This is a genomic window from Chitinophaga sp. 30R24 (genome assembly GCF_049056765.1).
Classification (GTDB): Bacteria; Bacteroidota; Bacteroidia; order Chitinophagales; family Chitinophagaceae; genus Chitinophaga.
In genome coordinates, this window is sequence record NZ_JBJGXX010000001.1 from 1,316,641 (window position 1) to 1,342,967 (window position 26,327).

Sequence of the window (26,327 nt, forward strand, 5' to 3'; positions counted from 1 at the left end):
TTTCAATACAGTGTAACAGTTGTAGGTTAACAGTCTCCGTCCCGATTCTTCGGGACGGATTTTTTTTGTATCTTGTGTTAGAATCACTTTTTTTATTAGCATTAACAAATTTTAACACTTGGAATGATTTTCTTTTGAACAGCCTTTATTACTTTTGACCCTTCAGACAGTTGACACGTTACTAGCCATATACAGCCTTAGCCTTATATGCCATGATAATCAAGCAATAGAATAAAAATAACAGTCTGTTTTAAACAGTTAGGCCATTTCGCCTGTAATATCAATAAGTAGTAAGTTTAAGTTAGAGATAGATTTAGTAGGAGCTTTACTTGACAACAACAGCACAACCGCCATTAAAGAAAAAATAAAAAATAAGGCGTAAGATTGGAAGACCATGGAGTACGTAGCATCATTAGCATATGCTAAAGAGAAGGACCAAAAGGATCCATTACATAAATTCAGAGACCAGTTTTATTTTCCACAGCGTAACGGAAAGGATGCTATTTATTTTTGTGGCAACTCGCTCGGATTACAGCCAAAGAATGTTAAAGCGGCTATTGAACAGGAACTGGCAGATTGGCAACAACATGCAGTAGAAGGTTATTGGGCGGCCACAAATCCATGGTTATACTACCAGCAATATTGCAGTAAGCCATTAATGAGCATTATGGGAGCCAGTCAGCAGGAGCTGACTATCATGAATACGCTGACGGTGAATCTGCATTTGATGATGTTGAGTTTTTACCGTCCAAACAAACAGCGGTTTAAAGTGTTAATGGAGGCGGGAGCATTTCCCAGTGATCAATATGCTGTTGAAACTCAGGTAAAATTACATGGTTATGATCCGGCAACTGCAATCATCGAAGTTGCTCCGAGGCCAGGAGAACAATTAATCAGGACAGAAGATATTTTAGAGATAATTTACAGAGAAAGTGATAGCTTAGCACTGGTTTTATTTGGAGGTATAAATTATTATACCGGACAGTTTTTTGATATACCCGCTATTACAACTGCTGCGCATAAAGCAGGTGCTTATGCAGGTTTCGACCTGGCACACGTAGCAGGAAATATACCGGTAGAATTGCACAATTGGGAAGTAGATTTTGCCGTTTGGTGCTCTTATAAGTACCTGAATGGTGGTCCCGGCGCGGTAGGAGGCGCATTTGTGCATGAGAAACACGCCAGCAACCGCGATTTCCTTCGCTTAGGTGGTTGGTGGGGTAATGAAGAGAGCGTGCGTTTTAAAATGGGAAAAGGGTTTGTGCCTAAAAAAGAAGCTGAAGGATGGCAACAAAGCACCGCTCAGGTGTTTAATATGGTAAGCCTGAAAGCATCCTTGGAATTATTTGAAGCGGCCGGTATCGGCGCTTTACGTAGCAAAAGTATAGAAATGACTAATTACCTGGAGTTTCTGCTGCGACAAACAGAAGGCATAAACTTCCAGATTATTACACCCGGAAATTATAATGAACGTGGCGCTCAGTTATCTTTATTGTTCCTAAACAGAGGTAAAGAAATACATCAACGAATGACCGATGCCGGTATAATCGTTGACTGGCGAGAGCCTGGAGTTATTAGGGTATCACCGGCACCTTTATATAACTCCTATCAGGACGTATTTCATTTTTATGAAATCATAGCTAATATTGCTTCAAACGCTTAATTAAGTAAGATGAATTTTGAGAGAAACGAACGCCCCCGCAGGCCTTACTCTTCTGATACCAACAAAGAGAATGATCCCAATAAGGAGAAAGGCGATGACAAACCCAACTTAAATAACGAGCGGGAAGGCGGTAAACCCGACTACAACGGTGGCTCAGAAGGGTCCACTGGTTACAATCGAGAAGGCGGATATCGTCCGCGTGACTACAATCGTGATGGCGGTGGCGGTGGCTACCGTGATGGTGGTAGTAATTTTAATCGCGATAGCTATAACAGTGGCGGTGGCTACAGCGGTGGCAGCGGTGGCTATAACCGCGGTGGCGGTGGTGGTTACGATCGTGGTAGTGGCGGCTATGGCGGCGGTGGTTACAATCGCGGCGGTGGTGGATACGACCGTGGTGGTGGCGACTACAATCGTGGTGGCGGCGGTTACGATCGCAGCGGCGGCGGTGAAGGTGGTGGCTACAATCGTGGTGGTGGCGAAAGCGGTGGTTACAATCGCGGCGGTGGCGAAAGTGGTGGTGGCTATAATCGCGGCGGCGGTGGATATGACCGTGGTGGCGAAGGTGGCGGCTACAATCGCGGTGGCAGCGGTGGTGGTTACGATCGCGGTGGTGGTAGTGGCTACAATCGTGGCGGCGGCGGTGGATACGACCGTGGCGGCAGCGGTGGTGGTTATGATCGCGGCGGTGGCGGCGGTGGATACAACCGTGGCGGCGGTGGTGGTTATGATCGCGGCGGTGGTGGTGGATACAACCGTGGCGGTGGCGGCGGTGGTTTCAATCGCGGTGGCGGCGGCGGTGGATTTAACCGTGGCGGCGGTGGCGGCAGGCCAAGACCTGGCGGCAGTGGCAGACCTCAACGCTTTGAACCAAAACCAGATAATAAAATATACTTTATCGCTTTACTGCCAACTGCAGAAGTAGGTAAGGAAATCATAAAAATCAAACAGGAATTTGCAGAACAATACGGCCCAATGTACGCATTGAAAGTATTGCCTCATATCACCCTGCAGGTGCCTTTTACAGCAGATCCAGCGCTGGAAAAAGCTTTCTGCGATGAACTGACGGAATTCGCCAAAACACAGGCGCCTTTCGAAGTATCACTGAAAAATTTCGGCACTTTCCCGAATAAGCAAAACCGTGTACTCTTCATCAACGTGGAAAAAAGTGAAACCATGTCGGCAATGCACCGTCAACTGATCAACTTCCTGCGTAAGGAATTTGGTTTCAGTACGATGCTGGCCCGCACAGGCTTTACTCCTCACGTTACCGTGGCCTTCAAAGACCTCGACGATGAACAGTTCAATAAAGCATGGCCCGAATATGAAAACAAGGAATATGAGGCTACCTTTAAGGTAAATAACCTCTACTTCCTCCGTCATAACGGTAAATCATGGGAAGTATTACAGAAATGTAAATTAGGTGGCGCCTGATAAAGTCGCACTTATAAAATAATAATGAAGCGGGTGTATCAAATTTTTGATACACCCGCTTTTTATTTAGTGTTCGGTGGAATTGCTGAGTTTGTTTGTTTAATAGATAAGGCTTCCTTATTATCAGGAATCTTTACTATTGGTAAGATGAAATTTATGTTGCCTTCTTTTAAATCTGCTGTGCCCAGTAACCTTTACCACAGGCGGCCCATATTCACAAAAATAAGCCGGCCGCACAGACGTACGGAACCGGCTTTTTGATTAACCCCTATGAAAACAAACTATTGCATGTGTTTAATATCCTGAATTGGCCTTTTGCTATCGTTATTCTTAATCGCGTGTAAGCACATTAAAAATACCATCTGTAAAATATCCCCTTTCCCCGCATAGCTCATGCTTGCACAACGCTTTCTACCTACATATGTGGCAGCTTTCAGATATAAAAGAACTTGTTGTTATGATCTATTTTTGCAATTACGGTGCCATATTATTTTAGTGGTAGCCATATTAACATATCTTTAGATAATAAGCATAAAAAAGCCTGGCCAATATTATTTAGCCAGGCTTTAAATAAAATAAAGGGATGCGGTTATTTCCGGTTATTGAACTGCATCAATAATTTCAATATCTCCATATACAACCATATCAAGGTAAGTAATAAAGAAAAGGAAGCATACCACTCAAAATATTTCGGAACGCCTTGTGCCGCACCAGATTCAATTTCGTCGAAATTGAGTACCAGGCGTAAGGCAGCAATTGCTACGATAAACAGGGAAATGCCAATGCTTAATGGGCTGCCTAAAGCCAGCATGGGCATGTTAACATGAAATATTCCCAGTACAAAGGTGGCCAGATAGAAAATCAGGATACCCATCATGGCAGTAAAAATAATAGCCCTTAATTTTGCAGTGGCACGGATCACACCTGTACGGTATAAAACCAGCATGGCAATAAATGTGCCCATGGTAAGCGCTACCGCCTGAAAAGCAATGCCTTGGTATTTGGCATTGAATAAAGCAGTTACAGCGCCCAAAAATAATCCTTCAGCCAGGGCATATGCAGGCGCCAGGTAGGCTGACCATGTTTTTTTGAAAATCATAATGAATGCGAGGATCGTACCAACGATACCTCCACCAATTGCCAGCATGCCGGCAAGACCCATTTCTTCTTTAGCGATCAACCCCCAACTGTAAACAGCTGCTGCCAACAATAACACAAAAAGAAACGACATTTTGTTAACGGTGCCGCGCACGGTCATACGCTCTCCGGCAATAGGTACCGCCCGATTGTACACATCTTGATTCAGTACAGGGTTGCTCGATTGAAATAGTGCCATAAAGTATAGTTTAAAATTTATGGATTAAAAATACGATTTGATTTAATACATGTTCAGTTTCAATAAGATATTCAAGCAAAATTAGCATTTCTATAACCAATAACTTTCGGTTATCACGCATAACCATAAGTAATGAGAGCGCTGCCCAGACGCGTTAATAGTCTATTAAAGTTGTGTACTTTTGTGCCTGATCGGGATCAATCTTTGCCAACATAGTGTTATCTACCGCCCGATTACCTAAATTTACATCTTTAAATAAGAATATTTTAAACGATAATAGATGCCTAATACTTCGATTCAACAGCTGGAGGATGTAGTGATAAAATTTGCAGGCGACAGTGGGGACGGGATGCAGTTAACAGGTACCCAGTTTTCAAACAACACCGCTTTAGTGGGTAATGATCTGAGCACATTCCCGGATTTTCCAGCGGAAATACGTGCCCCGATCGGTACTTTGCCTGGTGTGAGCGGTTTCCAGCTACATTTTTCTTCCAACAGGATATTTACTCCGGGCGATGCTTGTGATGTACTGGTGGTGATGAATGCTGCCGCTCTGAAAGCTAACCTGAAGGGCCTTAAAAAGGGCGGGATCATCCTGGCCAATACAGACGGTTTTGATGCTAAAAACCTACGCCTGGCCAATTATCCGGAAGGTGTAAACCCACTAGAAGATGGCTCCCTCGCTGCTTATCAGCTGCATACCATGGACGTTACCAAAATGACCCGGGAAGCGCTGAAGGATACCAGTTTGGGCATGAAAGAGAAAGACCGCGCCAAAAACATGTTTGTGCTGGGCTTCCTCTACTGGCTGTACGACCGCAATATGGAAAGTACAGAAAACTTCCTGCAGGAGAAATTTGGTAAAAAACCTGAAATCCTGGAAAGTAACCTGAAAGTACTGCGTGCTGGTTATAATTTCGCAGACACGGTAGAAGCCTTTTCTACCCGCTATCGCGTAGAAAAAGCCCGTATGGAGCCAGGTACTTACCGCAGCATTACCGGTAATACTGCCCTGGCCTATGGCCTGGTGGCGGCTTCCCAAAAAGCTAACCTGCCCCTGTTCCTGGGTACTTATCCTATTACTCCGGCTTCCGATATTCTACATGAGCTGAGCCGCTTTAAAAACTTTGGTATACGTACTTTCCAGGCGGAAGATGAAATTGCAGGGATCACTTCTGCCATTGGCGCTTCCTACGGCGGCCATATGGGTGTTACCACTACTTCTGGTCCGGGTATGGCGCTGAAAGGCGAAGCAATGGGGCTGGCGGTGATGCTGGAAATTCCCTTGATTATTATAGATATCCAACGTGGCGGACCCTCTACCGGGTTGCCTACCAAAACGGAGCAATCAGACCTTTTACAAGCTTACTACGGCCGTAACGGGGAATGTCCGATGCCGGTGATCTCGGCGGCAACGCCAGCCGACTGCTTCGACGCTATCTTTGAAGCTTTCCGTATCTCCGTGCAGCATATGACCCCCGTGATCTTCCTTAGCGACGGATATATCGCTAATGGTGCGGAACCATGGCGCTTTCCGAAGGCAGCCGACCTACCAGCCATTGACGTAAAGTTCAAGAAAGCCCTTTCCGAAGGGGAAGATAGCTTCCTCCCTTACCATCGCGATGAAAACCTGGTACGCCCCTGGGCTGTGCCCGGTACTCCTGGCCTGGAACACCGTATCGGCGGCCTCGAGAAACAAAACATTACCGGTAATGTAAGCTACGACCCGGAAAACCACCAGCTGATGGTGAAAATCCGCCAGGAAAAAGTAGATAAGATCGCCGATCATATTCCACTGCAAAAAATAGAACTGGGACCTGAAAAAGGAAAAGTGCTGGTACTGGGATGGGGTTCTACCTATGGAGCCATTAAAAGCGCAGTGCTCGACCTCCTGGCTGAAGGCCATGAAGTGGCGCACGCACATATCCGCCATCTCCGTCCTTTCCCTAAAAATTTAGGTGAAATATTGGCCAGCTACGATAAAGTACTGATCCCTGAAATCAATAACGGTCAACTGATTAAAATTATACGAGATCAATATCTCATTGATGCTCAAGGTTATCATAAAATTATGGGCGTGCCTATTACCAAAAGTGAACTGGTCACTAAGATCAAAGAAATGCTGGCATAGCTTACTCCTTTAACGAATACCGAATACCGTAAAAAATCCTGCCCATTGTGGCAGGATTTTTTGTATTTTTCTATAAGGAGAGATATTTACAGCTACCTCTTCCCAAATATTTTTTTGTCAGTTTAAGCTAACTATTATGAATAGTTTTTTTCGTTTGTTGGTTACCGTTGTACCAGTAGCTGTATTTTTTTTACAGACGCATGCTCAGACTAGTACTTTCGAAGTACGTATTGCTAATCATGCTGTAGGCATCATTGAAGCCAATCGCAAAATGAGCGGGTCAGCTAAAAGCATCAGTATTAAAACGCGTATACAGGTGATGCTATCTAAGGTGAACAGTGATATTTTTAATGAGTACACGAATAATATCCTGACGGCAGCCAAATCTTCCCGTATATCCGGTAAAAGCGGAGAAGATAAGCAAACCATTACCCGCCGTAACGGAAAAGAGTATACGGTGATTGTAAATGGGGAAAGATCCATTATTGATAATGCAGAAATAGCAGACTGTGTGGCTGATCTGTATTTCACGGAACCTAAACAGGTAAATCGTGTATTTTCAGAAACGTTGGGGCGTTTTTTACCCATCAAGTCTGTTGGAGGAGGTATATATGAGTTATTGCTACCGGAAGGTAAAAAGAATGTCTATAAATACGAAAATGGCTTGCTAGTATCAGTAGAGGTGAATCATACCCTGGGTAAAGCTATTTTCGTTAGGATATAACCAGTTTGACCGGCTAATTCAATTGTCCTGGTAAATGAGGTCACCAGGACAATTAAAAAATCATAACACCTTATCTATTATTTGCCCCGTAATCTTGTCTTTCAGGATCAGTTTTTTCGCGCCAAAATGAGTTACTTCTTCCTTCACCAGGTAATACTGATCATTATAATCCGTTAAGGTTTTGGTGCTGGAAAGGCCCTCTTGTCCTCGCCATATGTCCAGTTGCACTGGTTCCCACTGCTTGGTGGCCGCGCTTTTATAAGCAGCATCCAGTATAGCGTTTACTACGTAGCCATCGTAAAAGGTTTCGCGTGCAGCATGGCCATTTTCCATGGCGTTGAACATATCAGTAAACATATGATTGTAGCCCAGTTCGTTGAGCTCATCGCCTACAGGGAACAGCCAGCCGGAATTACTTTCCGCCTTTTCGGCCACATAATCTGCACCCTTGCCGGTGGTGAACATATCGAAGCCGGTGCGGAGGAAGCTGTTTAGCCAGATAGTGCCTTCAGACCCCATCACCTCATCGCGTAAATCCAGCCCGCCACGGAAGGTCCAGCTTACCTCAAACTGACCAATAGCGCCATTTTCGTATTTCACCAGGCCTATAGCATGGTCTTCTGCATCGATAGGTTTTACTTGTGTGTCTGCCCAGCACATCACTTCAATTGGTTTGATATCCTTACCAATGAAACTACGGCTGATTTCCACACAATGACAGCCTAAGTCGAGAATGCAACCGCCGCCTGCCTGTTCTTTGTCCCAGAACCATTCGCTATGCGGGCCAGGGTGGGTTTCCCTCGACTTGGCCCAAAGTATCCTCCCTAGTGCGCCCTTCTGTATGCTTTCTAACGCTTTCAGGAATTTAGGTGTATATACCAGGTCTTCCAAGTAGCCATTAAAGATGCCTGCCTGTTCCACTGCTTCCAGCATTCTTTTGGCTTCTGCAGCATTGCGTCCAAGTGGCTTGGTACAGATCACGCCTTTTTTATGTTTGCAGCAGAGGTTTACCGCTGCTTCGTGTAGATTATTGGGAAGCGAAATACATACTACCTCTACTTCCTGATGAGCGATGGCCTCTTCCATAATAGTGGTTTGGTGCGCTACCAGATAATCTTCCGCAAACTTTTGTGCGCTTTCCTCCCTGCGGGAATATACGCTTACAATCTTATCCCGGCTACGCTGACCTTGCAGCGAATCTGCATAGAACCGGGCAATGAAGCCGGAACCCAGCATTGCAATTTTTGCCATAAAACCGTTGTTGATTTAAGGGTGATAAAAAGACGGGTATTAAAAATGCCTGCTGGCATCTTTAATACCCATATCAAGAGGATCTTTTTACAAAGCCTTTTGTTTGCTATTGCTATCTTTAAAAAATAACATAAACAGTACTAAAACTACCGCTGCAATACCTGCAGGGATCAGCCAGATGCTGTGCCAGTTGTGGGTGTCTGGTCCTGTTTTGTAAGCTTCTACAATAGGACCGGAGATCAGGAATCCAATGAGCATGCCTACGCCATAAGTGGCTAATGTAACGAAGCCTTGTGCAGAGCTTTTGAACTCTTCACCAGCTACTTTATCTGTATAGATCTGACCCGTTACGAAGAAAAAGTCGTAGCATATACCATGCAACACAATGCCTGAGATCAGCATCCAGTTATTGGCATCCACATTACCATAGGCAAACAGGGTATAGCGCACTACCCAGGCGAGCATACCCAATGCCAGCATTTTTTTGACGCCCAGCTTGGAGAAGAATACAGGCATGATCAGCATAAAAATAAACTCCGACATTTGTCCCATAGACTGTTTGCCGGCAGCGGCTTTCATGCCAATTTCATTCAGGAAAGGATTAGTGAAGTTGTAATAAAATGCCAGCGGGATACAGATGGCGATAGAAGCCAGGAAAAACAGCAGATACGAGCGGCTTTTCAGCATACGGATAGCATCCAGTCCGAGAATTTCTTTCACAGAGATCTGCGTGCCTTTTTTAGTAGGCGGTGTTTTGGGTAGTGTGAAGCTGAACAGGCCCAATAACAGGGAGGCGCCAGCCGCCATTTTAAAGGTAAGCGCCAGTGAATTGGTTTGCTCCCACTGCAGCCAGCCTATCAGCAAGCCAGCAATGATCCATCCTACCGTACCGAATACACGAATGAAAGAGAACTCTTTGCTAGGATCATGCATCTGACGGAAAGAGATGGAGTTTACCAATGCCAGTGTAGGCATGTACAGGATCATATACACGAGCAGCACAGGATAAAAGTTATCGAAGCTGGTCATGCCGGAACAGGTCCACAGCAGCGCTGCTCCTACCAGATGTATCACCGCCAGGATGACCTGTGCGGAAACAAAACGGTCTGCAATAATGCCTACAATAAAGGGGGCAATAACAGCGCCAATAGATTGGGTGAGAAATGCTACGCCCACCTGGCTATCGGTGGTGCCTTCCAGGTTTTTTAATACAAAGGTGCCCAACGTCACAAACCATGCTCCCCAGATAAAAAATTCGAGGAACATCATAAACGATAGTTGTACCCTAATAGCTGACTTCATAACGACAATACTTTAAAAATTGATTTAGCTTGATGAACCGTTTAAGATAGTAAATCTTTAATAATTGTAGATAAAATTAATGATGAGCCGTTGAAACGATGGCGGTTTAACGGCTATTGAATACAGGTAATCTATTTTTTCTGCGTGTAGCCAGGTGGTTTAACCTATACGATGCTGCCGGTAATTTTTTTGCCGGGCATTACTGCAATGCCTGAACCTTCTGCCAATAAAGCGCTACGTGGGTGTTGCTGCAATATTTCTTCAAAGCCTTCGCCATACAGCACCCGGGTGCTGCAATAATAATCGAAACTGCTCACAGGATGTAGCCGCCATTGTGGGTGGGTTACTTCATATTCTCCGGTGGTGGTGTGGTTTAGCTGGGTATAGCCCCAATAATGTTCTGCAATAAATTCTGCTTCGCTGCCAGGTATAATGGATTGGGAAGCCCTGTTTGCAACAGCGGATAAATGATTCCATTCCTCCTGTACCTTCCAACGGTAAGTAACCGCCAGGGAAGTTTCATCTGGATACGCCCACTGGTGACTCATAGGATGTGTTGCATATTTTTCCTTGTAAAGGGTATTCGCAACAAAAGTGATCAGGGGTTTGGGTACTAGCTCCTTTACAAATACCACTCCCCGTTTCCATTCATTGTTTTGTTTGTAACGCACATAGAAGCGAAGGTTTACTTCTTCAAAAGTGCGGTGGCCAGGTAAGCTGAGTCCTTTTACGCGGGTATTTTGAAAGAGGAATCCTACCAGACTGACATAATGGGTATTATTCCAGGTATCCAGTTCCGTATGGGCAGGCAGGTAAGGCTTGAGCACAGCCGGATCTGCTTCAAAGTTGATCATTAACAGGTTTCTCCAGGCAGCTGTCAGGAAAGGGCGCATATTAACTGGCTTTAATGAGCTTGGCGTAATACTTACAGGCTGGTCTTAAACCACATTCTCCACATTTGGGATTCCTGGCTACACAAACATAGCGGCCATGCAAGATTAGCCAGTGATGGGCAATATGTACTTTGTCTTTAGGAATATGTTTCAGCAGCTGTTGTTCTGTTTGCAGCGGTGTTTTTGCATTTAAGGTAAGTCCTATACGGGCAGATACTCTGAATACGTGGGTATCTACCGCCATATTGGGTTGCTGGTGCACCACGGAGGTGACCACATTGGCAGTTTTGCGGCCAACGCCGGGTAATTTTACTAATTCCGGTACTGTAGCGGGGATTTCACCGTTAAAATCTTCCACTACCATTTGTGCCATTCCAATGAGATGTTTGGTTTTGTTGTTAGGGTAACTGATACTGCGTATCAGCGGAAACAGGTCATCGAAAGTAGCTTTACTAAGTGCATATACATCCGGGTATTGCTCAAAGATGGCAGGAGTGGTCATATTTACCCGTTTATCTGTACATTGAGCAGACAGGATAACTGCTACCAGGAGTTGGTAGGGATTGTCGTAGATTAATTCTGTTTCGGCATTGGGAGCATGTTCCTCAAAGTACTTGAGAACAAATGCATAACGCTCTTTTTGAGTCATGCCATAAAGATAGGAAAAATGGAAAAAGTATAAACGTGGCTACTTTTCTTCTTGTGGTGTTTGGTTATTGGCGTAATCGAAAATAGCTTGCAGGGTGGTGGCCCTGGGAGCATAGCGTACGCTGTTAAGAGCGGTTTGGATATCTTCAAAGCTAGCCTGTTCTTCCTGTGTGAAAGAAAGATCGTCTTGAGGATGTTTTATATCGCTTTTAGTTACAAGACACAGGGTAGACAGTACAGAAAGTGTAAAATTACTCATGCATTATTGTTTTAATACTAAAAATAGGTTCTGCCTTAATAAACGATATAAGAGAAGAATCTATTGTTAATTTAAAATAAAATTTTAAAATACACGTAGAGGAGGAGAAGAATAGTAGTTGATAATAAGTGATTTATTCCTGTGAGGCAGGTGCAATAATGAACAGGTCTTCATTATCTTTCTTCATATAATATTTTTCGCGGGCAAATTTCTCTAGTTTTTCAGGGCTGGAAAGGAGTTCCTGTTGTTCCTCACGGGTTTGTTTGATCTCTTGTATAAAAAACTCCTTTTCACTTTCCAGTTTATTGACTTCGGCCTGAAACTGGTACTGGTACATGAGGTTGGTTTTATCCAGGAAAGAAACCCATATTACAAATGCGGCAAAAGCTATGAAGAATTTATTCTTCAGGAACTTCGGGAACTTTATGGAAGAAAACCTCGACATACTCGCAAAATACGGATAATTATCAGAAAACCATTGTTGAAAATATAATGATAACTCGCTTTACATGAGATAAAAAAGCCCATTCCGGCAAGAGTCGGAATGGGCAGTTATGGTAAAGAATCTTTTTAGGAAGATTATTTTTTAACGCTGATTGCATTGGTTGGGTACACTGCCACTTCGCCTAATTCTTCTTCGATACGCAGTAACTGATTGTATTTAGCCATGCGGTCTGTACGGGAAGCAGAACCAGTTTTGATCTGGCCGCAGTTCAGCGCTACAGCGAGGTCAGCAATAGTGGTATCTTCTGTTTCACCAGAGCGATGGCTCATGATAGAAGTATAGCCAGCTTTGTGCGCCATGTTCACCGCACCGATGGTTTCAGTAATAGTACCGATCTGGTTTACTTTGATCAGGATGCTGTTGCCGATACCTTTATCGATACCTTCTTTCAGGCGTATTACGTTGGTTACGAACAAATCGTCACCTACCAGTTGTACACGGTTGCCAACTGCTTCGGTCAGTTTTTTCCAACCGGCCCAATCGTCTTCTGCCATACCATCTTCGATAGAAACGATAGGATATTTGTTTACCCACTCTGTCCAGAAAGCCACCATTTCATCGCTGCTGATTTCTTTCTTGGAGCTCTTATAGAAAGTATAGGTGTTGGTAGCTTCGTTGTACATTTCGCTGCTGGCTGCATCGAGAGCGATAGCTACTTGGGCGCCTGGCTCATAGCCTGCTACTTTGATTGCTTCCAGTACAGTTTCGATAGCTTCTTCATTGCTCTGGATTTCCGGAGCAAAACCGCCTTCGTCGCCTACGTTGGTGCTGTAACCTTTCTTTTTCAGTACAGATTTCAGGTGGTGGAAAATTTCCACGCCCCAGCGTAAACCTTCAGAGAAAGTAGGTGCGCCTACTGGAACGATCATGAATTCCTGGAAGTCGATTTTATTATCTGCGTGTACGCCACCGTTAATGATGTTCATTAAAGGGATAGGCAGGGTAAATGCGTTTACACCACCCAGGTAGCGGTACAGTGGTTGATTGGTTTGTTCGGCAGCAGCTTTTGCTACGGCCATGCTCACTGCCAGGGTAGCATTAGCACCCAACTTGGCTTTATTTGGAGTACCATCGAGTTGGATCAGCATTTTATCGATACCCGCTTGATCTGTTACTTCCCAGCCTACCAGCTCTTCGGCAATGATTTCATTCACATTATTAACGGCCTGCAGCACGCCTTTACCCATGTAAACCGTTTTATCATTGTCACGCAGTTCCACTGCTTCGTGCTTACCAGTAGAAGCGCCAGATGGCACGGCTGCACGGCCAAAATGTCCGTCTTCGGTGGTTACATCAACCTCAATTGTAGGATTACCACGGCTGTCAAGAATCTGCCTGGCATGGATTTCTGAAATAGTACTCATAATTCGAAATGTTAATATTGTTAGCTATTTAATGTATCGCTTCACCATCAATTTGTTGCGGTGATGGGCCCGGCAGCTTTCGTTAGCTCCCTGAAAATAGATTCCAGGCTTTGCGAATTGCTCTGCAAAGAAAGTATGTTCCGGTTATTAATCAAAGCAAATTGTAACAGGTTTTTTCTCACGTTATCTACTTCATTCGTAAACAACTGCCAGGTATGATCTTCCCGGGCCAGTACGCGTGATACGCCAGGAATGGCTGCCAGTTCAGCCACGGTTACAGGCTCCCCGAAGCTTATCTGTAGATAGCCCTGTTGGGTATTATGTTGCTGTAAACGGATAAGGGTGTCGTTTGCGATGATCTTTCCTTTATTGATAATGATCACCCGGTCGCAGAGAGCTTCTACTTCCTGCATAATGTGGGTAGACAGGATGACGGTTTTGTTGCTGCCCAATTCCTTGATCAGTTGCCGGATGTCTGCCAGTTGGTTGGGGTCCAGGCCAGTAGTAGGCTCGTCCAAGATCAATACTTCGGGATCGTGCAATAAGGCCTGAGCAATACCTACCCTTTGTTTATAGCCATTGGATAAGGCGCCTATTTTCTTGTGGCGCTCCGGTTGCAACCCCGTTAATTTTACCACCTGATCTATCCGTTGCCGGCCTATTTTTCCCAATTGATGCACCCCGGCAATAAATTCCAGGAATTCCCCAATATACATGTCGTAGTACAAAGGGTTGGATTCTGGCAGATAACCTACGCGCCGGCGTACCTCCAGCGATTGGGTTACAATGTCGAAACCGCATACGCTGGCTGTTCCACTGCTGGGAGGCAAAAAGCCAGTGATCATTTTCATGGTAGTGGATTTCCCGGCCCCATTAGGACCCAGGAAACCGGTGATCTCTCCTTTTTTGAGTTCAAAGGAAATCGCATCTACCGCCCGTTGTTCGCCGTATATTTTACTGAGTTCTGATACCTGGATCGACATTGTATGCTTGCACGTTTTGCGGCAACTAATGTACTATAAAAATGGGATAATATAACCCGTTGCTTTTAACGATTCAGCCTTCGGGGCCGTAGTGAAGGATAGATCGCTAAAAACCGTATGGATTACCAACCTTTACCAAAGCAGCTGATTTAAAACGGTAACGGTTATACGAAAATAGGGCTGGGATAACAGTTACCGCCAATTTTTATCGCAGACAGTACAAACTATGCTTTTTCCTACATTTGCAATATTATGAAGAGAGTCATCGGTCTTTTTTGTTTATTGCCGCAATTGTTACAGGCGCAATCTATTCCGGTAAAGGACTATCCGCAAGGCTATTTCAGAAACCCGTTGAATATACCGATTATCCTGGCAGGCAATTTTGGTGAGCTGCGGCCTAACCACTTCCATTCCGGAATGGATATTAAAACGGAGCAAAGGGAAAACTTGCCCGTACATGCAGCCGCAGACGGTTATGTGAGCCGTATTGGGGTGTCGCATACCGGCTTTGGGAATGTGTTGTACATTACCCACCCTAATGGATATACGACTGTATATGCGCACCTGAATGCCTTTTTCCCTGCTTTGCAGCAATATGTAAAGCAACAACAATATAAAGCAGAAAGCTGGGCCAGCGATCTGGAAATCCCTGCCGGCATGTTTCCGGTCAAGAAAGGCGATTTTGTGGCCTGGAGCGGTAATACTGGTGGCTCTGCCGGTCCGCATCTACACTTTGAAATCAGGAACACACAAACAGAAAAGCCACTGAATCCATTATTATTCGGATTTGATGTGGCAGATACCAAAGCGCCGGATGTATATCGCATTGCTATTTATGACCGGGCAAGAAGTATTTACGAACAGCAACCGCTCACATTACCTGTAAAGAAAGTGGGCACTGAATATGTTACCACTTCTCCCGTAATTAAAGTAAATGCAGAAAAGGCCGGCATAGGCGTAAGCGCCATTGACCGTATGAATACCGGAAATATTTATGGCATATACGAAGTTACCCTGTTGGATAACGGAGAGCCTAATATAGATTTTCAACTGGATAACATTGGTTATGATGAAACCCGTTACCTGAATGCGCATATCGACTATAAAATAAAGAAAGAAGACGGCCCTTACTACCAGCTGGTGTTTTCTCTGCCAGGTAATGAATTGGATATTTACCACAACCTGAAAGGAGATGGCACGATCGATCTGTCTGATGGAGCTGTGCATGATGTAAAACTGTTGGTGAAAGATGCTTATGGCAACACTTCTACCGTAAAACTGGGCTTGCAGTACTCGGGGCAGGAAGTAGCCGCACCGCATTGCGCCAATACCATGTACCCGGATTCCCGGAATATATTTGAGAACAACCAGGTAGAATTTTATCTGGATGAAAAGGCGCTCTACGACCAGATCTGTTTCAACTATCAGGAAATACCCGCCACCAGCGCAAAGTTCTATTCTAATATTTTTCACTTGCATACGCCACTAGTACCGGTGCACGACAATTTCGATGTGCGGCTCCGTGCTTCGAGGAATGTACCTCAGCCACTACAGCCTAAGATGGTGATGGTAAGGGAAGGGCTCGGCAGCGGCGTTTCTGCTACCACGTTGGAAAATGGTTGGTATAAAGGTATTTTCCGTGATTTTGGCAACTTCCACCTGGAGGTAGATACCATAGCTCCTAAGGTAACGCCACTGGGAGTGAAGCCGGGTGCTAATCTCGCCAAAGCGGCAAAAATTGCTTTCGCCATGAGTGACGCCAGCGGTATTAAAAGTTACCGTGCCGAGCTGGATGGTAAATGGCTGATGTTTTCCCGCCGGGGCAATGTACTTACCTACACTTTTGATGAGCATTGCCCGATAGGTACACATACCCTGGTCATGAAAGTAACTGATGTTGCCGGTAATGAAGGTGTGTACCGGCTAACCTTCAAACGTTAAGCACCTGTTAGTAACAGCTAAAACCTTAAATATGGAAAACTTAAAAGAAGGAGAAAAAGCCCCTGTTTTCAAGGGTAAAGATCAACATGGAAAAAATATATCCCTTGCAGACTTTAAAGGGAAAAAGGTAGTATTGTATTTCTATCCCAAAGATATGACCCCTGGCTGCACCGCACAGGCCTGTAATCTGAGGGATAACTACGACGAACTGCTGAAAAAAGGATATGTGGTAGTAGGCGTAAGTACAGACAGTGAGCAAAGTCACCAGAAATTTATTGAAAAATACGACTTGCCTTTTACCTTACTGGCTGATGAAGATAAACAGATTGTACATCAATATGGCGTATATGGTGAAAAGCAAATGATGGGTAAAAAATATGATGGTATTCACCGTACCACCTTCTTGATAGATGAAAACGGCGTGATTGCCCACATCATTAAAAAGCCGGATACTAAAAATCATACAGAAGAGATCCTGCAATATGGTTTATAGTGATTTTGGGTAATAGAGACTGATTCACAAAGAACGCAGTGATATAACTAAAAAAGGATAGCGAAGATCAAGCAATCTGCTTTCATCTTCGCTATCCTTTTTTATGATAAAGTTTATTTAAGTCAAATCAATAATCAACCTCTACAGATCACTATCTTTTCTGACGTTGTTTCTTAAACAGGTTACCTGTTTTAAACTTGTTACCTTCTGGGCTACCTACACGGTCCATGGCGCAACGGAAACCAACGGTATTGGTGGCCATGTCTTCCTGCATGTAGCGGCGGGTGCCCGGAGAGAGCCAGTAAGCACGGTCGTTCCAGCTACCACCCTTGATCACGTGAGATTTATCATTGATCAGGGTAGTTATACCATAACCGTATTCTACTTGAGAGAGGGAGTCACCATCCAGGTAGTTGATTACATCACCTTTCTGATAGTTCAAACGGTTGGCGCTTTCTTCGTCGGTTACGTCACGCATTTTCAGGTGACCGAGGCTGTCTTTTTCGTATTCTTTATTTTCGTTCTGATAAACAGTCTGGAATTTGTTACCACGGAAGTAGTTGAAGTCTTCCCCATCGATTGGGTTCAACGGTCTGTATACGTCCAATACCCATTCTGCTACGTTACCAGACATATTATAGATACCGAAAGTGTTAGGATAGAAAGAGCGGATAGGACCAGGGATAGAAGCACGGTCGTTCAAGCCACCGGCCACACCCATGTTATCACCCGAGCCGCGTTTGAAGTTGGCCAGGAACTGTCCTTGCATGGTACCGCGGCGGATATCGCGCAAACCACTGGTATTAGTGCCCCAGGAATATACCTGTTTGTTCATGATCAGCTCTTCCCCGTGTTTGCCTTCTTTTTTAGAAGGGCCAGGGTTTTCGCCGATGTAACCCAGTGCAGCATATTCCCATTCTGCTTCTGTTGGAAGGCGGTAGTTCGGTAACATGATACCATCTTCAAACTGTGCGTTACGGGGAGTACCGTCTGCGTTTTTAAACTGGTCTTTCGCGCTTTTCGACAGCTTACCTGGTGTGCCTTCGTATAAGCCGGCCATATAGGATTTGGTATCGAAAGTATTGTCGTCAGACTGGTTGCCTACATCTGCTTTGGAGAGCAGGCCTTTATCCATCAACAGCTTTTCGTTTACACGGTTGGAGCGCCATTTACAATAATCAGTAGCCTGTTTCCAGCTTACGCCTACTACCGGATAATCATTATAAGCCGGGTGACGGAAGTAGTACTCTACCAACGGCTCATTATAAGCCAATTCGCTACGCCAAACCAGGGTATCTGGCAATGCGTTCCGGTATACATCCGGGAACGATTCGCCATACATGCGGTTCAACCAGTAGAGATATTCGCGATAATGTACGTTTGCAACTTCAGATTCATCAATGTAAAAGGAGGAAACGGTAATACGGCGGGGAATGTTATTCCAGTCGCCCATCACGTCCTGCTCTGTTGCACCCATGGCAAATGTACCACCCTGTACAAATACAAGGCCCGGGCCCGTTTGTTGGGCCACGTTTTTGGCTACGCTGAAACCGCCCATTTTTTGGTCGTTATAGTTCCAGCCCGTAGCGGAAGAAGATTGCTTCTTCTTACCGAAAAGTCCCCCGCCGTCTTTATGACAGGCACTCATGGATAGCATTACGCTGGTACCTACGAGCAATGATAAAGAGGTTAATCTACGCATGCGATACAGCTTTAGTCTAGTATATTTACAGTAAACGCAAATGTACTCTTTTTTATTTTATGGCGAAAAAAATTAATTTGTAATTTGCTGCCAATCGCTCCTGCTGAACAGGGTTCGGTGATCAACCAGCCGGAAAACGGCGATTAAGATAATGAAACTCAATTATATTCTTATCGGGTTAAGCCTGGTTTTATGTTTATGTAAACAAAAAATATCTGCCCAAAGTGGTTCGGAACCGTATGCAAAAAATTCTGTGCTCTCCACTGGCCAATGGTATAAACTGGCTGTTGCGGCTTCCGGTATCTATAAAATAGATAAAGCGCTATTACAGCGTATAGGCGTCAACGGACGGGTGCCTACTGCTACTATCCGCTTATTTGGCACCGGTGGCCGGCCGCTGGGGGAAGCGGTAAATGCACCACGTTACGACGACCTGCCAGAAGTGGCCCTGGATGCCGAAGATGGGGGGGATGGCTATCTTGATGATAACGATTATCTGCTTTTTTATGCGCCTGGCGTACATGCCTGGTCATACGATCCTGTGGGAGGAACGTATACACATCAGCGTAACCTCTATACGGATACTGCCTGGTATTTTTTGACGGTGGGTGCCACTGGGCTGCGGGTACAACCTGGGGGGATAACACCACCTGGCCTGCGGGAGGTTAATTTCGATTTTCATACCTTTTATGAGCGGGATAGTATTAACTTCCTCAATAGTGGCAAGCAATGGTGGGGGCAGGAGTTCAGCAAAGTAATAGGCCTATCCCGTACTTACCGGTTTGGTTTGCCAGCGGCGCCATCAGGACCGGTATCGCTCGGGATAAAAGTGGCCGCCCGCAGCAGTGGCGGTAGTAATTTTAATGCGACTATTAATGGAACTAAAGCCGTGAGCAATCTTTATCTGCTACCGGTAACGGATAATGCATTCAATGGTATAGCCGTGGCTGCGGCTACCGTGGGCAGCGCTATGGTTGCTACTCCCCAACTGGATATAGGAGTGGCGTTTGTACCGGATAATATTAATGACCGGGGCTGGCTGGATTACCTGGAAGTGCAGGCCCGTTGCCCGCTCGCTATACCTGCTACAGGAACGTTGGATTTCCGTAGTTCCCGCTCTGCAAAAGGGCAGCCTTTGACTTTTGTACTTTATAACGCAGATATCCAAACGAAAATATGGGAGGTGACCAATCCACTGCATCCTGTTGTAGTGCCTGCCATATTACGGGGCGATTCCCTTTTATGCAATGATCCGGGTAACGGGCTACGTGAATATCAGGTCTTTTCCCCCAGGGCGGCTATGCTGCCCATCGTAATGGGAGCAGTGCCCAACCAGAACCTGCACGGCGCTGGTTCGGCCGATATGCTGATTGTTACCACGGAGGCACTTAAGACCCAGGCAGAGCGCCTGGCGGCTTTACACAGATCGGAGGATGGCTTGACCATACAAGTAGCCACTGTAAACCAGGTATACAACGAATTTGCCGCCGGCTCCCCAGACCCTACGGCTATACGTGATTATGTAAAGATGTATTACGACCGTGGCCCTTCGCTACGCTATTTACTGTTATTAGGGGCAGCTTCCTACGATTACCGCCAACGTGTTAAAAATAATACCAACGACGTGCCCTCCTGGCAAAGCGATGCCTCCCTGGATGCGCTCCGTTCTTATGTGAGTGATGATTACTTTGGTATACTGCGAGACGGGGGAGACATTACCCGTACAGATGTGCCCTCCCGGATAGACATAGGTGTGGGGCGTATTCCAGCACGTAATGTGGCTGAAGCCGCTTTGGCAGTAGATAAAATTATCCGTTACCGCCAACCGGCAGCCTTTGGCGCCTGGCGCAACGAAATAGTCCTGGTGGCAGATGACGAAGATAATAACCTGCATTTTGATGATGCAGAAAAGATGGGTGACCTGATTACAATTTATGCCCCGCAGCTGCATACCAATAAAATATACGTGGATGCCTACCCACAGGAAAATGGCGCTTCCGGGCCTGTATCGCCGGAGGTAAATGCTGCTATTGCTGCCCGGATTAATAAGGGGGCATTATTATTTAACTATTCCGGCCATGGCAGCAATGCACGCCTGGCCGCCGAAAATATTATGGATGCTGGTAGTATCACCGCCTGGCACAACGACCAGCAATTGCCGCTGTTGATTACCGCTACCTGCGATTTTGCCCCTTACGACGATCCGGGAATTACCTCTCTGGGGCATAAAATATTATTACAGCATACGGGAGGGGCTATTGCGCTGATGACCACCACACGCGCAGTAATAGCGGCATCCAATCAGCTAATGAATGCAAACTATCTGAAAGCGGCTTTTACTTTACAGGCCGATGGTAGGATGCCCACTTTAGGCACCGCAGCCATGCTGGCAAAAAATATGACTTACAGTGTGTCTCCAGATGCAGTGAACAACCGTAAATTTCAACTTCTAGGAGATCCGGCGCTCCGGCTAGCGTTTCCGGAATATCAGGTGGTAACGGATACGGTTAATGGAAAGGCCACCGGAACAGATGAAGACACCATAAAAGGACTAGGCAGTTATACTATTAAAGGACATATAGCGGATGCGCAGGGAAATGCACTCCCGGATTATAACGGGGTCCTATATACTACTGTGTATGATCAGCCTTCCCGGCTGCAAACCCGGGGGAACGACGCTGGTAGCCAGGTTGCTGCCTATACGCTGCAGCAGAATGTACTGTTCCAGGGAAGGCAAACAGTAACGGGAGGGAGGTTTACCTATACGTTTATTGCGCCCCGTGATATACAAACAGGAACCGGCGCTGGAAAGATCAGCTATTATCTGGCAAATGGCAGCAAGGATGGCCATGGTTATTTTGATCATTTCACTACTGGCGGTGTAGTAGCCCACCCACCGGAAGATGTGGCTGGTCCTGTTATTCATGCATGGCTGGATAAGAGGACCTTCCATAGCGGGGATATTACCGGGCCGTCCCCTATATTATTAATAGAACTGTCTGATAGTAGCGGCATAAATATTTCGGGAAATGATAATATCCATAATCTGGTAGCAATTTTGGATAGTTCAGAATATATTGCATTAAATGCTTATTTTGAAGCATCTTTGGACAACTATAAGGCAGGGAATGTTGCGTTTCCACTCAGTGAATTGTCAACCGGAGAGCATAGGATAACTATTAAAGCGTGGGACACTTATAATAATGCTGCCGTTCTAACAATTTATTTCAAAGTAGTAGAACAGGGTATGATAGCTGTGGAACAGGTCAGGAACTATCCCAACCCTTTCCATGATATAACACGGTTTACCTTCTTGCATAACCAACAGGGAGAAGAGCTTCAGTTGATCTTGCAGGTGTTTACAATAACAGGGAGATTGGTGAAAACCATGCATAGTACAATAAATTCCACTGGCGGCCGTTATGATGGCATGCCTTGGGATGGTCGGGATGACACTGGATTAAGACTGCCGGCAGGCCTGTATGTTTACAAACTAACCATCAGGAATACCAAAACGACAAAAATAAAGGGTGGAAAGCTGGTGTTATATTAGACCTATGCAAGGAAAATAATTTTTACCATTATCCCAATTAAACCCCTTTCTGTGTTATATTAATAAATAAGATTATTTTTACATCCTTATCAAATACAAAATCTGCATGATCCGAAAGGTAACAATGGGCCTCGTGTTCATTTACGGCACTTTCATAAGTTTTACAACCTCAGCACAAGTTTCTAATCCGGGGCAAGTAGATGGTCGGACCAACACCATTAATACCGCGGTTCCTTTTTTGAGAATTACTCCGGATGCACGCAGTGGGGCTATGGGAGATGTAGGTGTTGCACTTTCTCCGGATGCTTCTTCCGTTTATAATAACTTATCCAAACTGCCATTTGCCGACAAAAGTGCCGGTGTAGCGGTAACTTATACCCCCTGGCTGAGAGAGCTGGTAAACGATGTATTCCTGGCTACCCTTTCTGGATATACGAAACTAGATGAAAATCAAGCTATTGGCGGTTCTTTGCGTTATTTCTCTTTAGGAACCATCAACTTTACAGATATTACCAATAACCCTTTAGGCGATTTTAGGCCGCGTGAGTTTGCATTGGATGCAGGGTATGCCCGTAAATTGTCCGACAATTTTTCTATTGGTCTCACGGCGAGATATATTTATTCTAACTTGGCTGGGGGACAAAGCGCTCAGGATGTGTTGATTAAACCAGGCAAAGCTTTTGCCGTAGATCTATCTGGCTTTTATACTAAAGATTTTGAAAAGGACGATGGGTTGGTAAATAAGCTGAATATTGGGATGGCTATTTCTAATATAGGTACTAAGATCTCCTATACTAATTCTGCGATCACTAAAGATTTTCTGCCTACTAACCTGGGTTTGGGAGCAGCTTACACGGTTTCGCTGGATGAGTTCAGCCAACTCACTTTCGCACTGGATATTAATAAATTGCTGGTGCCTACGCCGGATTCCTCAGGTATTTATAAAGAAAAAAGCTCCCTGTCGGGTATATTTAGCTCCTTTGGCGATGCTCCGGGAGGTGTTAAAGAGGAGGTGCAAGAGCTGATGTATTCTGTGGGTATAGAGTATTGGTATAATCAGCTGCTGGCCGTGCGGGCCGGTTATTTCAATGAAAATAAAAATAAAGGTAACCGTAAATATTTTACCGCCGGTGTAGGTGTTAAATATGACATATTCGGATTGAATTTTTCTTATCTGGTACCTTCAGGATCTGGTATACAGCGTAATCCGCTGTCTAATACGCTCCGCTTTACCCTGACCTTTGATCTGGGCGCCAGGGATGAAGAGAGCAGAACAGGTTGGTAATCATAACAAAATATTAAGCCTGATCCCTCCGCAAAACGGAGGGATTTTTATATTTTATGCCTTACCTTGCGGATTGGCAAATCGATTAAATTTTTTCAACTATGAGCAGGATAAGAATTGGACTGGGGATAGATTTTCACCAGTTGGTGGAAGGCCGTGAATTCTGGCTGGGAGGAGTACTGGTGCCACACCACAAAGGTGCGCTGGGGCATAGCGATGCTGATGTATTGCTGCATGCTATTTGTGATGCCATGCTGGGGGCACTTTCTTTAGGGGATATTGGCATGCATTTTCCGGATACAGATGATACTTACAAGAACATTGACAGTAAAATACTGCTGGCCCGCTGTGCACAATTGATTGGGGAAAGGGGCTATCAGGTGGTAAATGTAGACAGTACCCTTTGCTTACAGGCGCCTAAAATAAAGCCTTACGTAGCTGCCATGCAGCAAACGATAGCAGAAATCCTGCATATCAGTGTAGAAGATGTGTCTGTTAAAGCCACCACTACTGAAAAGCTGGGTTTTGTGGGCAGGGAAGAAGGGGTTACTGCACAAGCAGTAGTGTTGCTCGAACATATTACTCAATAGTATGAGGTATTTATCCGATATTTTGGGGATATCTGTTACGGGAAAACGCTGATTCCCAGAATAATTAAAATATCTTTGTTCAATGGCGGATATTATAGTGAAAATTATCAATAAGTCGGGTAATGAATTACCGGCTTATGCAACGGCAGATGCGGCAGGAATGGACCTCCGCGCTCATTTGGAGACGGCAGTAACGCTGCAGCCACTGGAAAGGATGTTGGTTCCCACCGGTTTATTCATGGAATTGCCTGCCGGCTACGAAGCGCAGGTACGCCCGCGCAGTGGCCTGGCTATTAAGCAAGGACTTACCCTGTTGAATACGCCAGGTACTATAGATGCCGACTATCGTGGAGAAATCAAAATAATCATGATCAATTTGTCGAACGACCCCCAGACCATACAGCCTGGCGACCGCATTGCCCAAATGATCATTGCTCCCTTTGTACAGGCAGTTATTGAACCGGTAACCATATTAACAGACACTGTAAGAGGCACAGGAGGTTTTGGACATACCGGTAAATCCTGATAAATGCGGATATACTTCACCGTTATAGGACTGGCAGGAGTTTTATTAATGGGAGCCTGCCGGAGCCAGCAAACTGTATCGCGCAGGAATGCCGGCTATAATGCCGCTGTGGTACAACAGCGGGCAGACAGTCTTTTCTTTGCTGCTCAACGGTCTAAAATGATGGGTGATTACCGTACTGCCATTACCCAGTACGCTGATTACCTGCGGTTCAACAGAAATAATCCCACTGTTCATTACGAATTGGCCCGTTTGTTCATGGAAACACAGCGGCCTGGCAATGCCCTGGTATTTGCCCGCCGCGCTGTAAACTTAGACCCTAATAACCATTGGTTTAGGGTTACATTGGCAGATGCTTATGCCATGAATCAACAATTCGACAGCGCTGCCATTGTATTTGGAACCCTCAGCCAAAATTTTCCGGATAATGAAGACTACTTGTATAACGAAGGCGTTATGCAATCTAAAGCCAACAAGCCGGCAGCCGCATTGGCCACCTTCAACCAGTTGGAACAAAAAGTAGGCGTAGTGGAAGAGCTTATCTATCAGAAACAGAAACTGTTGCTGAAAATGAGCAAGATAGATGAAGCAGCAGCCGAAATAAAAAAATTGATCGCCCAGGAGCCACAGGAAATCCGTTATTATTACTTATTGGCAGAAATATATGACGCCAACGACCACCTGTCGGATGCCACCACTGTATACCATACCATCCTGGCTAAAGATCCAGGTAACCCAAGAGCCCTGATCGCATTGGCTTCTTACGCCCAAAAAAATAACGATACTGTTACTTACTGGGACAACCTTAGCAAAGCATTTGCTAACTCAGATTACAGCATAGATGAAAAAGTGGCTTATGTATACCCTTATCTGCAAATGCTGAGCCTCGACTCAGCCAAACTAGATGAGGGGCTGAAGCTTACTTCCCTGATCATCAAAGCTCATCCTGCCGATGCCAAGGCATATGCCTTGCGTGGAGATATGTTTTCCCAGGCAGATGTAATAGACAGTGCAGAAGCAAATTATAAAAAGGCCCTGAGCCTCGATGATACCCGTTTTTCGGTATGGTATCAGTTGATGTGGATCTATTCCCGCAAAGATGATCCTACCGCCTTGCTGAAACTGAGCAATGAGGTGACCGGAAAGTTCCCTAAGGAATTTATGGGCTATTATTTTAAGGGAGTGGCCAGCTTCCTGTTACAACAATATCCCGATGCGATTAATTCACTTAATACAGCGTTGGAAATAGGCAGTGGAGAAAAGAAATTCCTGGGAGATATTTACTCCCTGTTGGGGGATGCTTATCATGCCATAGGCCAACACCGGCAGTCAGACAGCAGCTATGACCATGCGTTGTTACTCCGGCCCAAAGATGCCATGATCCTGAATAATTACAGTTATTACCTGTCTTTACGCGGGGAAAATCTGGAGAAGGCTGCTGCCATGTCGAAATTGTCGCTGGACTTAGAGCCTGATAGCCCCACCTACATGGATACTTATGCCTGGATATTGTTCCGGCAGGAAAGATATGGAGATGCGAGAGAATGGATCGAAAAGGCCCTGCAATATCCAGATGCACAGAAGAATCCAAATGTATTGGAACATTATGGGGACATTCTCTTTAATCTGAAAGAAGTAACAAAAGCAGTGGAATATTGGCAGATGGCTAAAGACAAAGGCGCCTCCTCTGTTGGCCTGGCCCGTAAAATCGCTGAAAAAAGATATATTCAATAAGCTTAGCGCT

21 protein-coding genes are annotated in these 26,327 nt (G+C 45.2%); 11 read left to right on the forward strand and 10 right to left on the reverse strand.

Annotation, left to right across the window (positions count from 1 at the left end):
* Positions 1-394: 394 nt before the first annotated feature.
* Entirely contained in the window at positions 395-1,663 is a 1,269-nt protein-coding gene (kynU, locus tag ACDQ55_RS05570) for a kynureninase (protein WP_420980212.1), read from the forward strand.
* 9 nt (positions 1,664-1,672) lie between these two features.
* Positions 1,673-3,097, forward strand: a complete 1,425-nt coding sequence (locus tag ACDQ55_RS05575) for a 2'-5' RNA ligase family protein (RefSeq protein WP_420980214.1) — start codon at positions 1,673-1,675, stop codon at positions 3,095-3,097.
* Positions 3,098-3,686: 589 nt separating this feature from the next.
* Here the strand turns inward: ACDQ55_RS05575 and ACDQ55_RS05580 are convergent.
* Positions 3,687-4,433, reverse strand: a complete 747-nt coding sequence (locus ACDQ55_RS05580; protein WP_420980216.1) for a Bax inhibitor-1/YccA family membrane protein — start codon at positions 4,431-4,433, stop codon at positions 3,687-3,689.
* Between the two features lie 280 nt (positions 4,434-4,713).
* Here ACDQ55_RS05580 and ACDQ55_RS05585 point away from each other — a divergent pair, with 280 nt between their 5' ends.
* Together ACDQ55_RS05585 and ACDQ55_RS05590 are read left to right on the forward strand one after the other, a co-directional pair.
* Positions 4,714-6,564: a 2-oxoacid:acceptor oxidoreductase subunit alpha gene (locus ACDQ55_RS05585; protein WP_420980217.1), complete on the forward strand. Its 1,851-nt coding sequence runs from the start codon at positions 4,714-4,716 to the stop codon at positions 6,562-6,564.
* A 136-nt stretch (positions 6,565-6,700) separates the two neighbouring features.
* On the forward strand, positions 6,701-7,288 hold the full coding sequence (locus ACDQ55_RS05590) for a DUF6134 family protein (RefSeq protein ID WP_420980218.1): 588 nt from the start codon (positions 6,701-6,703) through the stop codon (positions 7,286-7,288).
* Between the two features lie 60 nt (positions 7,289-7,348).
* Here ACDQ55_RS05590 and ACDQ55_RS05595 read toward each other — a convergent pair whose 3' ends face one another.
* The 8 genes from ACDQ55_RS05595 to gldA form a co-directional block, all read right to left on the reverse strand.
* A complete protein-coding gene (locus ACDQ55_RS05595) occupies positions 7,349-8,539 on the reverse strand; it encodes a Gfo/Idh/MocA family protein (protein ID WP_420980219.1) in 1,191 nt (396 codons plus the stop codon).
* A gap of 87 nt (positions 8,540-8,626) precedes the next feature.
* Complete coding sequence (locus ACDQ55_RS05600; protein WP_420980220.1) at positions 8,627-9,841, reverse strand: nucleoside permease; 1,215 nt, start codon at positions 9,839-9,841, stop codon at positions 8,627-8,629.
* 164 nt (positions 9,842-10,005) lie between these two features.
* Entirely contained in the window at positions 10,006-10,734 is a 729-nt protein-coding gene (locus tag ACDQ55_RS05605; RefSeq protein ID WP_420980221.1) for a YqjF family protein, read from the reverse strand.
* Between the two features lies 1 nt (position 10,735).
* Entirely contained in the window at positions 10,736-11,383 is a 648-nt protein-coding gene (gene nth / locus ACDQ55_RS05610) for an endonuclease III (RefSeq protein ID WP_420980222.1), read from the reverse strand.
* Positions 11,384-11,422: 39 nt separating this feature from the next.
* On the reverse strand, positions 11,423-11,641 hold the full coding sequence (locus tag ACDQ55_RS05615; RefSeq protein WP_420980224.1) for a hypothetical protein: 219 nt from the start codon (positions 11,639-11,641) through the stop codon (positions 11,423-11,425).
* A gap of 133 nt (positions 11,642-11,774) precedes the next feature.
* Positions 11,775-12,086 (reverse strand): FtsB family cell division protein, encoded by a 312-nt coding sequence (locus ACDQ55_RS05620; protein WP_420980226.1) that lies wholly within the window; start codon positions 12,084-12,086, stop codon positions 11,775-11,777.
* 134 nt (positions 12,087-12,220) lie between these two features.
* A complete protein-coding gene (eno, locus tag ACDQ55_RS05625; protein ID WP_420980227.1) occupies positions 12,221-13,510 on the reverse strand; it encodes a phosphopyruvate hydratase in 1,290 nt (429 codons plus the stop codon).
* Positions 13,511-13,557: 47 nt separating this feature from the next.
* Positions 13,558-14,493, reverse strand: a complete 936-nt coding sequence (gldA, locus tag ACDQ55_RS05630; RefSeq protein ID WP_420980228.1) for a gliding motility-associated ABC transporter ATP-binding subunit GldA — start codon at positions 14,491-14,493, stop codon at positions 13,558-13,560.
* A gap of 252 nt (positions 14,494-14,745) precedes the next feature.
* Between gldA and ACDQ55_RS05635 the strand changes: the two genes are divergently transcribed.
* Together ACDQ55_RS05635 and bcp are read left to right on the forward strand one after the other, a co-directional pair.
* Positions 14,746-16,434 (forward strand): M23 family metallopeptidase, encoded by a 1,689-nt coding sequence (locus ACDQ55_RS05635; protein WP_420980229.1) that lies wholly within the window; start codon positions 14,746-14,748, stop codon positions 16,432-16,434.
* A 31-nt stretch (positions 16,435-16,465) separates the two neighbouring features.
* Positions 16,466-16,927 carry a thioredoxin-dependent thiol peroxidase gene (bcp, locus tag ACDQ55_RS05640; RefSeq protein ID WP_420980230.1) on the forward strand — a complete coding sequence of 154 codons (462 nt, stop codon included), beginning with the start codon at positions 16,466-16,468 and terminating at the stop codon, positions 16,925-16,927.
* A gap of 151 nt (positions 16,928-17,078) precedes the next feature.
* Here the strand turns inward: bcp and ACDQ55_RS05645 are convergent, their stop codons facing one another.
* Positions 17,079-18,629, reverse strand: coding sequence for an SUMF1/EgtB/PvdO family nonheme iron enzyme (locus ACDQ55_RS05645; RefSeq protein WP_420980231.1), 1,551 nt, complete (start codon positions 18,627-18,629; stop codon positions 17,079-17,081).
* A 253-nt stretch (positions 18,630-18,882) separates the two neighbouring features.
* Between ACDQ55_RS05645 and porU the strand changes: the two genes are divergently transcribed.
* The 5 genes from porU to ACDQ55_RS05670 all read left to right on the forward strand — a co-directional run bounded on the left by porU (position 18,883) and on the right by ACDQ55_RS05670 (position 26,317).
* The gene (gene porU, locus ACDQ55_RS05650) at positions 18,883-22,182 is read left to right on the forward strand and encodes a type IX secretion system sortase PorU (protein WP_420980232.1); all 3,300 of its coding nucleotides are present in this window, start codon (positions 18,883-18,885) and stop codon (positions 22,180-22,182) included.
* A gap of 106 nt (positions 22,183-22,288) precedes the next feature.
* Positions 22,289-23,467, forward strand: coding sequence for a type IX secretion system outer membrane channel protein PorV (gene porV / locus ACDQ55_RS05655; protein WP_420980233.1), 1,179 nt, complete (start codon positions 22,289-22,291; stop codon positions 23,465-23,467).
* Between the two features lie 101 nt (positions 23,468-23,568).
* Entirely contained in the window at positions 23,569-24,057 is a 489-nt protein-coding gene (gene ispF, locus ACDQ55_RS05660) for a 2-C-methyl-D-erythritol 2,4-cyclodiphosphate synthase (protein ID WP_420980234.1), read from the forward strand.
* Between the two features lie 82 nt (positions 24,058-24,139).
* Complete coding sequence (dut, locus tag ACDQ55_RS05665; RefSeq protein ID WP_420980235.1) at positions 24,140-24,583, forward strand: dUTP diphosphatase; 444 nt, start codon at positions 24,140-24,142, stop codon at positions 24,581-24,583.
* 3 nt (positions 24,584-24,586) lie between these two features.
* Positions 24,587-26,317, forward strand: a complete 1,731-nt coding sequence (locus tag ACDQ55_RS05670) for a tetratricopeptide repeat protein (RefSeq protein ID WP_420980236.1) — start codon at positions 24,587-24,589, stop codon at positions 26,315-26,317.
* The last annotated feature ends 10 nt before the right edge of the window (positions 26,318-26,327 follow it).

Bases quoted from the DNA above. Each gene is read 5' to 3' on its own strand.
- ACDQ55_RS05585 (WP_420980217.1), top strand. From the start codon at position 4,714: ATGCCTAATACTTCGATTCAACAGCTGGAGGATGTAGTGATAAAATTT.
- kynU (WP_420980212.1), top strand. From the start codon at position 395: ATGGAGTACGTAGCATCATTAGCATATGCTAAAGAGAAGGACCAAAAG.
- ACDQ55_RS05635 (WP_420980229.1), top strand. From the start codon at position 14,746: ATGAAGAGAGTCATCGGTCTTTTTTGTTTATTGCCGCAATTGTTACAG.
- ACDQ55_RS05580 (WP_420980216.1), bottom strand. From the start codon at position 4,433: ATGGCACTATTTCAATCGAGCAACCCTGTACTGAATCAAGATGTGTAC.
- ACDQ55_RS05620 (WP_420980226.1), bottom strand. From the start codon at position 12,086: ATGTCGAGGTTTTCTTCCATAAAGTTCCCGAAGTTCCTGAAGAATAAA.
- ACDQ55_RS05645 (WP_420980231.1), bottom strand. From the start codon at position 18,629: ATGCGTAGATTAACCTCTTTATCATTGCTCGTAGGTACCAGCGTAATG.
- ACDQ55_RS05615 (WP_420980224.1), bottom strand. From the start codon at position 11,641: ATGAGTAATTTTACACTTTCTGTACTGTCTACCCTGTGTCTTGTAACT.
- nth (WP_420980222.1), bottom strand. From the start codon at position 11,383: ATGACTCAAAAAGAGCGTTATGCATTTGTTCTCAAGTACTTTGAGGAA.
- eno (WP_420980227.1), bottom strand. From the start codon at position 13,510: ATGAGTACTATTTCAGAAATCCATGCCAGGCAGATTCTTGACAGCCGT.
- ACDQ55_RS05600 (WP_420980220.1), bottom strand. From the start codon at position 9,841: ATGAAGTCAGCTATTAGGGTACAACTATCGTTTATGATGTTCCTCGAA.
- ACDQ55_RS05590 (WP_420980218.1), top strand. From the start codon at position 6,701: ATGAATAGTTTTTTTCGTTTGTTGGTTACCGTTGTACCAGTAGCTGTA.
- ACDQ55_RS05605 (WP_420980221.1), bottom strand. From the start codon at position 10,734: ATGCGCCCTTTCCTGACAGCTGCCTGGAGAAACCTGTTAATGATCAAC.
- ispF (WP_420980234.1), top strand. From the start codon at position 23,569: ATGAGCAGGATAAGAATTGGACTGGGGATAGATTTTCACCAGTTGGTG.
- gldA (WP_420980228.1), bottom strand. From the start codon at position 14,493: ATGTCGATCCAGGTATCAGAACTCAGTAAAATATACGGCGAACAACGG.
- ACDQ55_RS05575 (WP_420980214.1), top strand. From the start codon at position 1,673: ATGAATTTTGAGAGAAACGAACGCCCCCGCAGGCCTTACTCTTCTGAT.
- porV (WP_420980233.1), top strand. From the start codon at position 22,289: ATGATCCGAAAGGTAACAATGGGCCTCGTGTTCATTTACGGCACTTTC.
- ACDQ55_RS05595 (WP_420980219.1), bottom strand. From the start codon at position 8,539: ATGGCAAAAATTGCAATGCTGGGTTCCGGCTTCATTGCCCGGTTCTAT.
- ACDQ55_RS05670 (WP_420980236.1), top strand. From the start codon at position 24,587: ATGCGGATATACTTCACCGTTATAGGACTGGCAGGAGTTTTATTAATG.
- bcp (WP_420980230.1), top strand. From the start codon at position 16,466: ATGGAAAACTTAAAAGAAGGAGAAAAAGCCCCTGTTTTCAAGGGTAAA.
- dut (WP_420980235.1), top strand. From the start codon at position 24,140: ATGGCGGATATTATAGTGAAAATTATCAATAAGTCGGGTAATGAATTA.